The sequence below is a fragment of the Streptomyces sp. NPDC001606 genome (assembly GCF_053596835.1).
On sequence record NZ_JBSFHC010000009.1, the window covers coordinates 171789 to 186716 of the forward strand.

Annotated in this window: 10 protein-coding genes; 4 read left to right on the top strand and 6 right to left on the bottom strand. The window is 71.3% G+C overall.

Annotation, left to right across the window (positions count from 1 at the left end; genetic code table 11):
• Positions 1-7: 7 nt before the first annotated feature.
• The 4 genes from ACWCV9_RS18740 to ACWCV9_RS18755 form a co-directional block, all read right to left on the bottom strand.
• Positions 8-679, bottom strand: a complete 672-nt coding sequence (locus ACWCV9_RS18740) for an ABC transporter ATP-binding protein (protein ID WP_450787941.1) — start codon at positions 677-679, stop codon at positions 8-10.
• Positions 680-695: 16 nt separating this feature from the next.
• On the bottom strand, positions 696-1112 hold the full coding sequence (locus tag ACWCV9_RS18745; RefSeq protein ID WP_450787943.1) for a hypothetical protein: 417 nt from the start codon (positions 1110-1112) through the stop codon (positions 696-698).
• Positions 1113-1379: 267 nt separating this feature from the next.
• On the bottom strand, positions 1380-4100 hold the full coding sequence (gene ppdK / locus ACWCV9_RS18750; protein WP_450787944.1) for a pyruvate, phosphate dikinase: 2721 nt from the start codon (positions 4098-4100) through the stop codon (positions 1380-1382).
• A gap of 439 nt (positions 4101-4539) precedes the next feature.
• A complete protein-coding gene (locus ACWCV9_RS18755; RefSeq protein WP_450787946.1) occupies positions 4540-5769 on the bottom strand; it encodes an ROK family protein in 1230 nt (409 codons plus the stop codon).
• Between the two features lie 131 nt (positions 5770-5900).
• Between ACWCV9_RS18755 and ACWCV9_RS18760 the strand changes: the two genes are divergently transcribed.
• The 3 genes from ACWCV9_RS18760 to ACWCV9_RS18770 all read left to right on the top strand — a co-directional run bounded on the left by ACWCV9_RS18760 (position 5901) and on the right by ACWCV9_RS18770 (position 11621).
• Positions 5901-7379, top strand: coding sequence for an MGH1-like glycoside hydrolase domain-containing protein (locus tag ACWCV9_RS18760; protein WP_450787948.1), 1479 nt, complete (start codon positions 5901-5903; stop codon positions 7377-7379).
• Entirely contained in the window at positions 7376-9316 is a 1941-nt protein-coding gene (locus tag ACWCV9_RS18765; RefSeq protein ID WP_450787950.1) for an amylo-alpha-1,6-glucosidase, read from the top strand. Before ACWCV9_RS18760 ends, ACWCV9_RS18765 begins: the two co-directional genes overlap by 4 nt.
• Positions 9317-9959: 643 nt before the next feature.
• Positions 9960-11621, top strand: coding sequence for a CDP-alcohol phosphatidyltransferase (locus ACWCV9_RS18770; protein WP_450787952.1), 1662 nt, complete (start codon positions 9960-9962; stop codon positions 11619-11621).
• Between the two features lie 19 nt (positions 11622-11640).
• On the opposite strand, the gene dusB is transcribed toward ACWCV9_RS18770, so the two are convergent.
• Positions 11641-12774, bottom strand: a complete 1134-nt coding sequence (dusB, locus tag ACWCV9_RS18775; RefSeq protein ID WP_450787954.1) for a tRNA dihydrouridine synthase DusB — start codon at positions 12772-12774, stop codon at positions 11641-11643.
• Positions 12775-12938: 164 nt separating this feature from the next.
• Here dusB and ACWCV9_RS18780 point away from each other — a divergent pair, with 164 nt between their 5' ends.
• Positions 12939-14390, top strand: a complete 1452-nt coding sequence (locus tag ACWCV9_RS18780) for an MFS transporter (RefSeq protein ID WP_450787956.1) — start codon at positions 12939-12941, stop codon at positions 14388-14390.
• On the opposite strand, the gene ACWCV9_RS18785 is transcribed toward ACWCV9_RS18780, so the two are convergent.
• Positions 14387-14917, bottom strand: a complete 531-nt coding sequence (locus ACWCV9_RS18785; protein WP_450787958.1) for a DUF4232 domain-containing protein — start codon at positions 14915-14917, stop codon at positions 14387-14389. The two genes, ACWCV9_RS18780 and ACWCV9_RS18785, sit on opposite strands and share 4 nt — an antisense overlap.
• Positions 14918-14928 lie beyond the last annotated feature (11 nt).

Below are 14928 nucleotides of genomic sequence, written 5' to 3' on the forward strand. Positions count from 1 at the left end.
ACCGGCCCTACCGCCCCTGCCGGGTGAGCACACCGTCGACCATGCGGTATCTGGTGTCCGCGCGGGCTGCCACATCCGCGTCATGGGTGACCAGGACGACGGCCGTGCCCAATGAACCGGCCAGCGTGAGGAACTCCTCCAAAACTGTTTGCGCGCTGCCACTGTCGAGTGAGCCGGTGGGCTCGTCTGCGAAGACGACCGCCGGCCTGTGCACCAGAGCGCGTGCCACAGCGACCCGCTGGCTCTGGCCTCCCGAGACCTGCGCGGGGCGCCGGTCCCGCAGTTCACTCAGTCCCAGCCTGCCGAGAACCTCTCCTGCTGTGGCGAGCGCCTGTTTCTTACGCTGCCCCGCCAGTCGCAGTGGCAGTGCGGCGTTCTCTTCCACCGTGAGTTCCGGGAGGAGTTCTCCGTACTGGAAGACGAACCCGAACCGGTCGCGGCGCAGAGTACTCAGTTCGTCATCACTGAGATCGCTCAACTTCGTCCCGGCGAAGCGCACTTCGCCCCGACTGACCGGCAAGACACCCGCCAGTCCGTACAGGAGGGATGACTTCCCCGAGCCGCTGGGGCCGGTAATGGCAGCGACCTCACCGCGATGCAGCGCGATCGTGGCTCTCCTGACAGCCAGGAAGGAGCCGTAGAACAGGTCGATCCCCCGCGCGGCAAGGACTTCGGACACGACGAACCCCTCGGTTCTAGCGGTGGTTCTGGAAGTGCACGGCGGGTACGCAGTCATCCGGCTCCAGCGCGCCGTTGTCGACACAGACACCCAAGGAGGCGTCGTCCGTGTACAGCTGCGACCCCTCCCAGCTGAAGTGATGCAGGCGGACCGTACGGCGCTGCTTTCCGTAGTAGCGGACCCAGCCACGCCCCTCGACTTGAACTTGCACGTACACGTTGTGCCCGTCCCCGGGGCGCTCGTCCTTCAGGTCTCCCTTCCACTCGAAAGCGCCGTTATGGTGGTGGGCCGGGTGGAAGCGGTACTCGATCTGCGAGAAGGAGACCCCGCCCCCGGCCATCGGCTTGGCGCTCCGCCAGGACGACGCAAACGCCGTCCCCGCCCCCGCGAGAAACACCCCCGCCGCCACCACACCCGCAAGCGCCTTCTTCATCACGCCACCTCTCTGCGATCCCAGCCACCCCAACCGGCAGCCCCATCACAGAACGTAGCGCCCCGCTCACGCGGCGAATCCTTTACCCTCACTCCCCTCCATCACATCAGGTGATCCAGATCAAGACACCGGCCGAAACCCCCACGCGCCGAGAGGCGGCACCCCCGCACAGGGTGCCGCCTCTCTTTTTTCGTGCGCCGGAACAGCCGCCGATCGGTGAGGGTCGGGGACCAGCGGCTGGTCCGGGGTCGAGCCGCCCAGCAGGGACTAGCGGTGGTCGCTGCCTTCCGACTGCGTCGCCGCGCGGCCCGCCTCCAGGCGCGCCACCGGGATGCGGAACGGGGAGCAGGAGACGTAGTCGAGACCGACCTCGTGGAAGAAGTGGACCGACTCCGGGTCACCGCCGTGCTCGCCGCAGACGCCGAGCTTCAGGTCGGGGCGGGTGCGGCGGCCGGCTTCCGCGGCCGAGCGCACCAGGGAACCGACACCGTCCTTGTCGATCGTCTCGAAGGGGGAGACGCCGAAGATGCCCTTCTCCAGGTAGGCCGTGAAGAAGGAGGCCTCCACGTCGTCCCGGGAGAAGCCCCACACCGTCTGGGTGAGGTCGTTCGTGCCGAAGGAGAAGAACTCGGCGGCCTCGGCGATCTGACCGGCGGTCAGCGCGGCCCGCGGCAGCTCGATCATCGTGCCGATCGCCAGCTTCAGCTGCGTACCGGTCGCGGCCTCCACCTCGGCGACGACCCGGTCCGCCTCCTCGCGGACGATCTCCAGCTCCTGGACCGTGCCGACGAGCGGGATCATGATCTCGGCGCGCGGGTCGCCCTTGGCGGACTTGCGCTCCGCCGCCGCCTCCGCGATCGCGCGGACCTGCATGGTGAACAGGCCGGGGATGACGAGGCCGAGGCGGACGCCGCGCAGGCCGAGCATCGGGTTCTGCTCGTGCAGGCGGTGGACGGCCTGGAGCAGCCGCAGGTCGTTCTCGTGCGGCTCCTGGCGGGACTCGGCGAGGGCCACGCGGACCGAGAGTTCCGTGATGTCGGGGAGGAACTCGTGCAGCGGCGGGTCCAGGAGACGGATCGTCACCGGGAGGCCGTCCATCGCCTCGAAGAGCTCGATGAAGTCCTTCTTCTGGAGGGGCAGCAGCGCCTTCAGGGACTCCTCGCGCTCCGCCTCCGTGTCGGCGAGGATCAGGCGCTCCACCAGTTCGCGGCGGTCACCGAGGAACATGTGCTCGGTGCGGCACAGGCCGATGCCCTGGGCGCCGAAGCGGCGGGCGCGCAGCGCGTCCTCGGCGTTGTCCGCGTTGGCCCGGACCCGCAGCCGGCGCTTGCGGTCGGCGAAGGCCATCATGCGGTGGACCGCCTCGACCAGCTCGTCGGCGTCGTCGGCACCGGGGTGCATCCGGCCCTCGAAGTACTCCACGACCGGGGAGGGCACGACCGGGACCTCGCCCAGGTAGACCTTGCCGGAGGAGCCGTCGATGGAGATGACGTCGCCCTCTTCGACCACGTGACCGCCCGGCACCGTCATACGGCGGCGCTTGGTGTCGACCTCGAGCTCCTCGGCACCGCAGACACAGGTCTTGCCCATGCCGCGGGCCACCACGGCCGCGTGGGAGGTCTTGCCGCCGCGCGAGGTGAGGATGCCCTCAGCCGCGATCATGCCGTCCAGGTCGTCGGGGTTGGTCTCACGGCGGACCAGGATGACCTTCTCGCCGGAGCGGGACCACTTCACCGCGGTGTACGAGTCGAAGACGGCCTTGCCGACCGCCGCGCCCGGCGACGCCGCGATGCCGCGCGCCACCTGCTCGACCTTGGCCTGCTCGTCGAAGCGGGGGAACATCAGCTGGGCGAGCTGGGCGCCGGTGACGCGCTGGAGGGCTTCCGTCTCGTCGATCAGGCCCTGGTCCACCAGCTGGGTGGCGATACGGAACGCGGCACCCGCGGTGCGCTTGCCGACCCGGGTCTGGAGCATCCACAGCTGACCGCGCTCGATCGTGAACTCGATGTCGCAGAGGTCCTTGTAGTGGTTCTCCAGCGTCTCCATGATCTGCATGAGCCGGTCGTACGACTTCTTGTCGATCTGCTCCAGCTCCGCCAGCGGGACGGTGTTGCGGATGCCCGCGACCACGTCCTCGCCCTGGGCGTTCTGGAGGTAGTCGCCGTAGACGCCCTGGTGGCCGGAGGCGGGGTCGCGGGTGAAGGCGACGCCGGTGCCGGAGTCGGGGCCGAGGTTGCCGAAGACCATGGAGCAGATGTTGACCGCGGTGCCGAGGTCGCCGGGGATGCGCTCCTGGCGGCGGTAGAGCTTGGCGCGGTCGCCGTTCCAGGAGTCGAAGACCGCCTTGATGGCGAGGTCCATCTGCTCGCGCGGGTCCTGCGGGAAGTCCCGGCCGGCCTCCTTCTTGACGATCTTCTTGAAGGTGGTGACCAGCTTCTTCAGGTCGGCGGCCTCCAGGTCGGTGTCGACCGTGACCTTCTTGGCCGCCTTGGCGGCGTCGAGGGCCTCCTCGAACAGCTCGCCGTCGACGCCGAGGACGGTCTTGCCGAACATCTGGATGAGGCGGCGGTAGGAGTCCCACGCGAAGCGGTCGTCGCCGGCCTGCTTGGCCAGGCCCTGCACCGACTTGTCGGAGAGGCCGATGTTCAGGACGGTGTCCATCATGCCGGGCATGGAGAACTTGGCGCCCGAGCGGACCGACACGAGAAGCGGGTTGTCGGCCTGGCCGAGCTTCTTGCCCATGCGGGTCTCGAGGGCGTCGAGGTGCGCACTCACCTCGTCACGCAGTGCCACGGGCTCCTCGCCGCTCTCCAGGTAGACCTTGCAGGCCTCCGTGGTGATGGTGAAGCCGGGAGGCACCGGGAGACCCAGGTTGGTCATCTCGGCGAGGTTGGCACCCTTGCCGCCGAGGAGGTCCTTGAGGTCCTTGTTGCCCTCGGTGAAGTCGTAAACGAACTTCGTTACGTGGGGTTCTTTGTTTTCCGACACGGGTCTCGACTCCTTGAGGCCACGGTGGCTGCCCTGACGGCCAGGAACATACCCAGATCGAAGGTCTATGGGTACGTCTACTTGCGCGTCATGCGCCTGTAACCACCCGTCCGCCAGCGGATCGAAAGTCAAAGCTTGGCAAGCCCTAGCCGCTCCTTGTTTTCACTTCTTGAACGCAACCTGCTCCAGAGGTGCGGTTTACCGCTCATATGAGCGCCTCTCGCCACGAGTGATTTCGGTCGATGAACGATCAAGGGGTGGCACCCAGTGCCACCCCTTGGAGAAGTGCAGTCGGCCTTGATCCGCTCATCTGAGCGCAACCCTTATCAAGGGTGGCGAGAATCACGCTCCCATACCCCGCCGGATTTCACCATGCGGACGGTCCGACCGGTCCCGGCGACCGGCTGAAACCGCAGTACAAAGGGTGCGATAAGTGGCATTACACGCCCAGCGCCAGCAGGCGCTCCTCCACCCGCTCCGGCGCGTACAGGTGTTCCACCACCAGCGCCCCCGCTCCGATGAGCGCGGCCCGGTCGCCCAGCCGGGACGTGACGACGTCCAGATGGGCCGTGGAACGGGGCAGTGCCCGCTGGTACAGCAGCTCGCGCACCCCGGTGAGGAAGGGCGTTCCGGCCAGATCGCCGGCGATCATCAGCACCCCGGGGTTCAGCAGGGTCACCACCGTCGCCAGCACGTCCCCGACCCGGCGGCCCGCCTCCCGCGCCAGCGCCGCCGCCTCCGGATGCCCGGCCGCCAGCAGGTCCCGTACATCCGAGCCGGAGGCCGCCGGCACCCCGGACTCCGCCAGCCGCCGCGCCACCGCGCCGCCGCTCGCCACCGCGGCGAGGCAGCCGTGCGAGCCGCACCGGCACAGCGCGTCCGCGCCCACCCGGATGTGCCCGATGTCGCCCGCGCCGCCGTCGACGCCCCGATAGACCGAGCCGTCCACGACCACGCCGGCGCCGATGCCGGTGGACACCTTGACCAGGACGAAGGCCGCGCAGTCGGGGTGTCCGGTGCGCTGCTCGCCGTAGGCCATCAGGTTGGCGTCGTTGTCCACCAGGACCGGGACCGCCGGGGCCCCCGTCTGCTCGGTGAAGGCACGGCAGAGGCGGCCTCTTATGTCGTAGCCGTCCCAGCCCGGCATCATCGGCGGCTGCACCACCCGGCCGGTCTCGCTGTCCACCGGGCCGGGCACGGCCAGCCCTATGCCGCAGACCAGCTCGGCCGGCCGCCCGGCCTTCTCGAGCAACCGGGCGAACAACCGGCCGAGTTCGCCGAGCACCCTCTCCGGGCCGTCCTCGACGGCCAGCGCCTCCGCGTGCTCGGCGAGGATCTCGCCGGTGAGCGAGAGGACCGCCGCGCGGGCGTGCCGGGTGTCGAGGTCGGCGGCGAGCACCACCGCGTGGGAGTCGTCGAACTCCAGGGTGATGGAAGGGCGGCCGCCGAGCGGCGAGTCCACCGGGCCGCCCGCGCCCTCGCGCAGCCAGCCGGCCCGGAACAGCCGGTCCAGCCGCTGACCGACCGTCGCCCGGGACAGCCCGGTCGCCTGCTGGAGCGCACCCCGTGTCACGGCCCGTCCGCTGCGCACCAGTTCGAGCAGATCCCCGGCGCCGGCCTGACTGCCGCCCCTGGAGCTCTTCACGGTCCTTCCCGGCCGTCCGGTCATGCGCACCCCCTTGTGTTCCTCAAGCCTGCATTACATAGTGAGTTTTGCGTGTTAAATAGACGTAACTCTACGGTGGCCACTGCCAAACCCGGTCGTCGCGGCCGGTCGCCTTCGTCTTCGGGGAGCCCCGAGTGGATCGCACTGCCCAGCTCAACGCCCGTCCCGCGCAGTACGAGATCGCATACGATCCGCCCGCCACCCCCACATCCCTGCACGTCAGGGCCGCCCGGGTGCTCGACGCCAACTGGACGGGCAGTTCGACGGTCCCGTCCCGGAAGCTGTATCCGCACCAGTGGTCCTGGGACTCGGCGTTCATCGCGATCGGGCTGCGGCATCTCTCGCCGCTGCGGGCCCAGACCGAGCTGGAGACGCTGCTGGCCGCGCAGTGGGGTGACGGCCGTGTCCCGCACATCGTCTTCAACCCCTCCGTCCCGCTCGACGCGTACTTCCCGAGCCCCGATTTCTGGCGGTCCGCCACCGCCGGGAGCGCCGCGGGCGCCCCGCGCACCGTACAGACCTCGGGGATCGTGCAGCCACCGGTCCATGCGCTGGCGGCCTGGCTGGTGCACCGCGCGGACCCCGGGCTGTCGCGGGCGCGGGGCTTCCTGGCCCGGGTGTACCCGCGGCTGGCGGCCTGGCACCGCTATCTGCTGCACCGGCGGGACCTGGGCGGCGGCGGACTGGTGTCGGTGGTCCATCCGTGGGAGCAGGGCATGGACAACAGCCCCTGCTGGGACGCCCCGCTGGCCCGGATCACCCCGGCCCCGGCCCGCTCCTTCCGCCGCGCCGACCTCGCCCACGGCGCCCCCGAGGACCGGCCGACGGACCTGGACTACGGCCGGTACGTACGGCTCGCGGCGGACTACCGGGACGGCGGGTACGGCGACCAGGCCGGCGAATTCGCCGTCGAGGATCCGGCGTTCAACGCCCTGCTCATCGCCTCCGAGCACGCGCTCGCCCGGATCGCCGAGGAGCTGGGCGCGGCCGGCACCGCCCGCCGTGCGCGCGCCGAGCGGCTGACGGCGGCGCTGGTGGCGCGGCTGTGGGACCCGGAGGCCGGGATGTTCCTGTGCCGGGATCTGCGCGCCGGCCCTCCCGGATCCCGGCCGGGGCAGGGAGCGCTCGTCCGCGAGCGGAGCGTCTCCGGGCTGGTGCCGCTGCTCCTGCCCGACCTGCCCCGCGCCATCGCCGCCACCCTCGTCCGCACCCTGCACGGCCCGCACTTCTCCCTCGGCGACCGCACCCGGCTGGTCCCCAGCTACGACCTGCTCGGCGAGGCCTTCGACCCGCACCGCTACTGGCGCGGTCCGGCCTGGTTCAACACCGGCTGGCTGCTGGAGCGGGGGCTGCGCACCCACGGGGAGCGGGACCGGGCCGACGCGCTGCGCACCGCGATGCTGCACCTCGCGGACAGCACCGGTTTCGCCGAGTACGTCGATCCGTACACCGGCGAGGCCTGCGGCGCGACCGGCTTCGGCTGGACGGCGGCGCTCGCGCTGGACCTCCATCACCAACTGGGCCAAGAGCTTCTCAAGCACCCCGGACCAGGCGTGTCCCCCGCGGGCACCGGCACGTTCGACAGGAGTGACAAGGAAGGGAACCCGGCATGACGGACCGGCATCATCTGCTCGTGCACGGCGCGACGTTCGCCGCCGTGGGCGACCGGGGCGACATCAGCGGGGTCCGGGGCGGCAGCCTTCCGGACGGGTTATTCGTACGGGACGCCCGGCACCTCAGCCGCTGGCAGCTCACCGTCGACGGCGGGGTGCCGGAGCTGCTGAGCCCGGTCACGGACGGCGACGCCGCCGCCCACTGCGTGCTGGTGCCGCGCGGCGGCCGCCAGGAGCCCCCGGCACACACCCTCTTCCGTGAACAGGCCGTCGGTGACAGCGCGTTCGTGGAGACGCTCCGGGTGACCAGCAACCGCCCGGTGCCCACCACGGTCCGCCTCGCCATCACCGCCGACGCGGACTTCGCCGACCAGTTCGAGCTGCGCTCCGACCACCGCACCTACGTCAAGGCCGGCGCCGTACGCTCCCGGCAAGTCCTGGACGACGGCATCGAGTTCGCCTACCGCCGTGCCGAGTGGCGGTCCTGTACGACGATCAGCGCCGAGCCCGCTCCGGACGCCGTCGAGGAGACCGGCACCGGCGCCCGCCGACTGGTGTGGACCCTGCCCCTGGAACCGCACGGCACGACCGAGCTGGTGCTGCGCGTGATGGCCCGCCCGCACGGCGACAAGCGGGCCCTGCGGGTGCCCCGCGGCCCGGCCGCCGTACGCGCACACCTGCTGTCCCTGGAGGAGCGGTTCATGGAGGGGGTGGCCTTCCCCACCGGCTGGCCGGAGCTGGCGGAGGCCTGTGCCCGGGGCCTCGCGGACCTGGCGGCGCTCCAGGTGCCGGCCACCGGGCCGGACGGCGAGGAGCTGCGGGTCCCGGCCGCCGGCGCGCCCTGGTTCCTCACCCTGCTCGGCCGGGACGCGCTGCTCACCTCCCTGTTCGTGCTCCCCTACCGGCCCCAGCCGGCCGCCGCGGTGCTGCTGGCGCTCGCGGCCACCCAGGCGACCGGCAGCGGGCCGTTCCCGGTCGCCCAGCCGGGCAAGATCGTGCACGAGGTGCGCCACGGTGAGCTGGCGCACTTCGGCCAGGTGCCGTTCCGCCGGTACTACGGCTCGGTCGACGCCACCCCGCTGTTCCTGATCCTGCTCGGCGCGTATGCCGAGCGGACCGGCGACAGCGCCCTGGCCCGCCGTCTGGAGCCGCACGCCCGGGCCGCGATCGGCTGGATGCTCGACCACGGCGGTCTGACCTCCCGCGGCTACCTCGTCTACCGCGCCGACAAGGGCGGTCTCGCCAACCAGAACTGGAAGGACTCCCCCGGCGCGATCTGCTGCGCCGACGGCAGCCGGCCCACCGGTGCGGTGATGGCGGCGGGCGCCCAGGGCTATGCGTACGACGCGCTGCGCCGCACGGCGTGGCTGGCGCGCACGGTGTGGTCCGACGAGACGTACGCCGCGCTGCTGGAGCAGGCGGCCGCCGACCTCCGGGACCGTTTCCAGCGGGACTTCTGGATGCGGGAGCACTCCTTCCCCGCGCTGGCGCTGGACGGCAGGGGCCGCCAGATCGACGCGCTGGCCTCCGACGCCGGGCATCTGCTGTGGTCGGGGCTGCTGGACAAGGAGTACGGCGAGGTGGTCGGGCGCAGACTGCTGGAGCCGGACTTCTTCTCCGGCTGGGGCGTCCGCACCCTGGCCTCCGGCCAGCCGGCGTACCACCCCCTCTCCTACCACCGCGGCTCGGTCTGGCCGCACGACAACGCGCTGCTCACGCTGGGCCTGGCCCGTTACGGCCTGCACGACGAGGCCCGTACGGTCGCCCACGCGCTGGTCGACGCGGCGACGGCCACCGGCCACCGGCTGCCGGAGGTCCTCGCGGGCTACGACCGCGGCACGCACAGCGAGCCGGTGCCGTATCCGCACGCCTGCCTGCGAGAGGCCCGCTCGGCGGCGGCCCCCCTCGCCCTCCTCACGGCGGTCGGGGGCGCCTAGGCCATGCGGGTCAGGGGGGCACCTCGCTTGAGAAGGCGTTTGCCGGGTGTTTGCCGACCGCCGTGAACAGCCGTCCGGGGCGGGCCGTACCGGATGACGGCGGGCCAGGCGGACCGTTCTCCGGTCCGCCCAGCCTCCCCGCGTGGCCCGCCCTTCGCCACGGCTGTCGTACGGAAGGACCTCCGGGTTGCCTCAGCACACAAGCACGCACCAGCCCTCGGACACCGGCCGGGCGGAGCCGACCCAGGACCCGGAGGACCTCCCCGCCCCTCCCCGAACACCCGTCCAGGATGAGGCCCGGACTCGGGCTGGGGGCGAGCGGGGGGGCGAAGCGGAACCAGCCGCAGACGCCGGGAGTGCACCCGCACCCGCGGCAGACGCCGGAAGCGAAATCGAAGCCGCAGGCACGGCCCCTGCCTCTGCCTCTGCCTCTGCCTCTGCCTCTGCCGAAGGGCAAGCCGGGACCAAGGCCGCAGCCGCAGCCCCGTCCCAAGGCGAAACGGAAGCCGCAGCCGAATCCCCCGCTTCCGGCCAAGCCGGAACCGCAGACCCCGCTCCCAGCCCAGCCGAAGCCGCAGACTCCGATCCCGCTCCCGGGCCGGACGGCGTCTCTGCTCTGCCCCGGCGCTCCCGCCGACCCTGGGTGTTCTGGCGGGAGCGGTATCCGGTCGCCGCGCGGGTGGTGTCCTGTGCCGTGACCGTGTGCGCCGCCGCCCTGGTGCTCGCCGCGCTGGTGCTGCCGAACACCGTCGTACGGCTGGAGCCCACGGCGTTCACCCGGATTCCCGGGGAGGCGGTCATCGGCGCCGCCGTGCTGCTCGCGCTGCCGCGTCGGCCGCGGCTCGTGCTGGCCGTGGTGTCCGGGCTCGCGCTCGCCGCCATGACCGTGCTGAACCTGCTGGACATGGGCTTCAACCAGTACCTGGGCCGGGGCTTCAACGTCGTACTGGACTGGAGCCTGTTCGGCGACGCGGAGTCGTATCTGGCGGACTCCCTCGGCCGTACGACCGCTCTCGCCGCCGTGGTCGGGGTCATCGCCCTCGTCGTCCTCCTCTTCGTGCTGCTCACGCTGTCGACGGTCCGGCTGAGCAACCTGCTCGTCCGCAACCACGGCATCGCCACCCGGGGCACGCTGATCGCCGGGGTGGCGTGGATCACCTGCTCCTCGCTGGGCCTCCAGCTCGGCGGTGTGCCGATCGCCTCCGACGGCACCGCCTCCGCCATGAAGGCGCAGGTCCGGGAGGTGGCGAGCACGCTGCGGGACGAGGCGGAGTTCGAGAAGGTGGCCCGGGTCGACGCCTTCGGGAACACGCCGGGCAGCCAGCTGGTGCCCGATCTGCGCGGCAAGGACATGATCTTCACGTTCATCGAGAGCTACGGCCGCAGCGCGATCGAGGACCCGATCATGGCGCCGGGCGTCGACGCGACCCTCGACGCCCGCACCAAGGCGCTGGCCAAGGCCGGTTTCCACGCCAAGAGCGGCTGGCTGACCTCGGCCACCTACGGCGGCAGCAGCTGGCTCGGGCACTCCACCACCATGTCGGGCCTGTGGATCAGCAACCAGCAGCGCTACCGCACGGTGATGGCCAGCGACCACCTCAGCCTGACCGAGGCGTTCAAGAAGACCGGCGCCTTCGACACGGTCGGGGTCATGCCGGGCGTGCAGAAGGCATGGCCGGAGCAGAAGTGGTACGGCCTCGACAAGGTCTACAACGCCTTCCAACTCGGCTACAAGGGACCGAAGTTCAGCTGGTCGACCATGCCGGACCAGTACGCGTTGCAGCAGTACCAGGACCGGGTGCACAGCAGGAAGCCCGCGGACGGCAAGGCGCGGATGTCGCTGCTGATCCTCACCTCCAGCCACCAGCCGTGGGCGCCGATCCCGCACATGGTCGGCTGGGACCAGCTGGGCGACGGCTCGATCTTCAAGGGCATCCAGGCGGCGGGCAACAAGCCGGCCGACGTCATCGCCGACACCACCAAGTCCCGCCAGGAGTACGGCAAGACGATCCAGTACTCGGTGACCGCGCTCACCCAGTGGCTGGAGCGGTACGGCACCAAGGACACCGTCCTGGTCTTCCTCGGCGACCACCAGCCCATCGCCCGGGTCAGCGGGAACCACGCCAGCCGTGATGTGCCGGTGGCGATCGTCGCCAAGGACCCGAAGGTGCTGGACCGGATCTCCGGGTGGGGGTGGACGGACGGCCTGCGGCCCGCCCACGACGCCCCGGTGTGGCGGATGAGCGCCTTCCGCGACCGCTTCCTGACGGCCTACGGCTCGACCCCGCACCCGAAGAAGGGCTGACACCCCCTAGGGGGCTCTCTCAGCCCCCGGAGGTGTCCAGCTCCGCGTCCTCGCTCACGCCCGCGCAGTCGTACGGGTCCTTCAGCCAGCCGTCCGGCAGCACCACCCGGTTGTTGCCGGACGTACGGCCCCGGGGGCCGTCCGCGCCGGCAGGCCAGGCCTGGTCGAGGTCCAGCTCGTCCAGCCCGGCCCGCAGCTCCTCCAGCGAGGAGGTGATCGCGAGCCGCTTGCGCATCTCGGAGCCGACCGCGAAGCCCTTCAGGTACCAGGCGACGTGCTTGCGGAAGTCGATCACGCCCTTGGACTCGTCGCCGATCCACTCGCCGAGCAGCCGGGCGTGCCGGACCATGACATCGGCGACCTCGCGCAGCGCGGGCCGGGCCACCTCGTCCGGGCGTCCTTCGAAGGCCGCGACCAGGTCGGCGAAGAGCCACGGCCGGCCGAGGCAGCCGCGGCCGACGACCACGCCGTCGCAGCCGGTCTCGCGCACCATCCGCAGCGCGTCCTCGGCGCACCAAATGTCGCCGTTGCCGAGCACCGGGATCTCCGGGACGTGCTCCTTCAGCCGGGCGATGGCGTCCCAGTCGGCGGTGCCGCCGTAGTGCTGGGCGGTGGTACGGCCGTGCAGGGCGATGGCGGTGACGCCCTCCTCGACGGCGATACGGCCGGCGTCGAGGTAGGTGAGGTGGTCGTCGTCGATGCCCTTGCGCATCTTCATGGTGACGGGCAGGTCGCCGGCGCCGGAGACCGCCTCGCGCAGGATGGCGCGCAGCAGGTTCCGCTTGTACGGCAGCGCCGAGCCGCCGCCCTTGCGGGTGACCTTGGGGACCGGGCAGCCGAAGTTCAGGTCGATGTGGTCGGCCAGGTCCTCTTCCACGATCATGCGGACGGCCTTGCCGACGGTCACCGGGTCGACGCCGTACAGCTGGATCGAGCGCGGCTGCTCGCTCGCGTCGAACTTGATCAGCTGCATGGTCTTGTCGTTGCGTTCGACCAGCGCCCGGGTCGTGATCATCTCGCTGACGAAGAGGCCCTTGCCGCCGCTGAACTCCCGGCACAGGGTGCGGAAGGGCGCGTTGGTGATCCCCGCCATGGGTGCGAGCACGACGGGCGGTGCGACGGCGTGCGGGCCGATGGAGAGCGGGTGGGTCATCACAGGGCTCCGGTACGGATGTACGACACAGTCAAGCCCCCATTGTCCCCCACCCGGGTACTCGGATGAGCCGGAGGTGGCGGACGACCGGCCGACCGGTCGCCGGAAGAATCGTGTAGCTGTAATTAGTTAGACATACTATTGAAGTCGGGTACGATGAGACCATGCCCGAGTTGAGCCATCGCAGACGTCTGCTGGTGCTCGCGATCTGCTGTATGAGTCTGCTGATCGTGAGCCTCGACAACACCGTGCTGAACGTGGCGCTGCCGTCGATGCAGCGCGACCTGCACGCCACGACCGCCGGCCTCCAGTGGACGATCGACGCCTACACCCTGGTGCTGGCCTCGCTGCTGATGCTGGCGGGGTCCACCGCCGACCGCATCGGGCGCAGAAAAGTCTTCATGGCGGGCCTGGTGGTCTTCTCCGTCGGCTCGCTGCTCTGCTCGCTCGCGCCCAACCTGGAACTGCTGATCGTCTTCCGTATGGTCCAGGCCGTCGGCGGCTCGATGCTCAACCCGGTCGCCATGTCGATCATCACCAACACCTTCACCGACGCGCGCGAGCGTGCCCGCGCGATCGGTGCCTGGGGTGCGGTGGTCGGCATCTCGATGGCGGCGGGCCCGCTGGTGGGCGGACTCCTCGTCCAGTCGGTGAGCTGGCGCGCGATCTTCTGGATAAACCTCCCGGTCGGCCTCGCCGCCCTGCTCCTCACCCTGCGCTTCGTCCCGGAGTCCCGGGCGCCCAAGGCCCGCCGCCCCGACCCGGTCGGCCAGCTGCTGGTGATCGCCCTGTTCGGCGCGCTGACCTACGCCATCATCGCGGCCCCCTCCTCCGGGCCCGGCACGGTGGCGCCGTTCGCCGCGGTGGCCCTGGCCGCGCTGCTGGCCCTGCTCTGGTACGAGCCCCGGCGCGAGGAACCCCTCATCGACCTGCGCTTCTTCGGTTCGGCCCCGTTCAGCGGCGCGACCGTCATCGCGATCAGCGCGTTCGCGGCGCTCGGCGGCTTCCTCTTCCTGTCCACCCTCTACCTTCAGAACGTGCGCGGCCTGGACGCGCTGCACGCGGGCCTGTGGATGCTGCCGATGGCCGCGCCCACCTTCCTGTGCGCACCGCTGTCCGGACGGCTGGTCGGCAGCCGCGGCCCCCGCCTGCCCCTCCTGATCGCCGGTACGGCGATGACGGCGAGCGCCGCCCTCTTCGCCGCCTTCGAGGCCGAGACCTCGAACATCACGCGCCTGATCGGCTACGTCCTGTTCGGCATCGGCTTCGGCTTCGTGAACGCGCCGATCACCAACACGGCCGTCTCCGGGATGCCGCGCGCCCAGGCCGGGGTGGCCGCCGCCGTCGCCTCCACCAGCAGACAGCTGGGCCAGACGCTCGGCGTCGCGGTGATCGGCGCGGTCCTGGCCTCCGGTGTCGGCTCCTCGCCGTTCAGATCCGCCTTCGTCTCGGCGGCCGGCCCCGGCTGGTGGATCCTCACCGGCTGCGGCCTGGCCGTCCTCGCCCTCGGCCTGCTCACCAGCGGCAGCTGGGCCCGCCGCACCGCCGAGCGCACGGCGGAGCGCCTGGAGTCCTCGGAGATCCGCCAGCCCGTGGGCGCCTCCGGACGGAGCTAGACCCGGTCGGGCGGGCCCAGTTCGAGGGTGTCCGAGCAGATCTGGGCCTTGAGGTGGCGGCCCCGGCCGTCGGTCAGTTCGATGCGGGTGCCGTGCTCGCCCCGCGCGGGGTGCGGCGGGGTCACGTACAGGGCCGGATCGAGGTCGCCGGTGATGTAGCAGTACCCGTCCGGGTCCGTCCCGGTGCGGTAGGAGACCGGGAAGCCGGCCGCGCGGCCCGGCTCCAGCACCACCCGGGGCGCCGTGGCCCCCCGCTTCGGGCGCGACTCCATCCCCTGCGCCTTGCCCACCTGGGCGTCGAGTTCCGGGAAGCCGTCGAGGGCGCAGGGCTGCGTACCGGTGTTGCGGGCGCTGAGCAGGGCGGCCGGCGCCCCCGGAGGCCCGCCGCCGGCCAGGCGGGTCAGTGTCCAGCGCAGGTGCGGTGTCCCGCAGTCGGCGACGGCGCGGTGGTCGTCCGCGCAGCCGACCGCGCCCAGCAGCAGCGCCACGCCCAGGGCGGAGACGGCCGCGGTATGTCGTACCTGCACAAGAAACCCCC

Coding starts and splice junctions, on each gene's coding strand:
- ACWCV9_RS18745 (WP_450787943.1), bottom strand. CDS start 1,112: ATGAAGAAGGCGCTTGCGGGTGTGGTGGCGGCGGGGGTGTTTCTCGCG.
- ACWCV9_RS18755 (WP_450787946.1), bottom strand. CDS start 5,769: ATGACCGGACGGCCGGGAAGGACCGTGAAGAGCTCCAGGGGCGGCAGT.
- ACWCV9_RS18765 (WP_450787950.1), top strand. CDS start 7,376: ATGACGGACCGGCATCATCTGCTCGTGCACGGCGCGACGTTCGCCGCC.
- dusB (WP_450787954.1), bottom strand. CDS start 12,774: ATGACCCACCCGCTCTCCATCGGCCCGCACGCCGTCGCACCGCCCGTC.
- ACWCV9_RS18780 (WP_450787956.1), top strand. CDS start 12,939: ATGCCCGAGTTGAGCCATCGCAGACGTCTGCTGGTGCTCGCGATCTGC.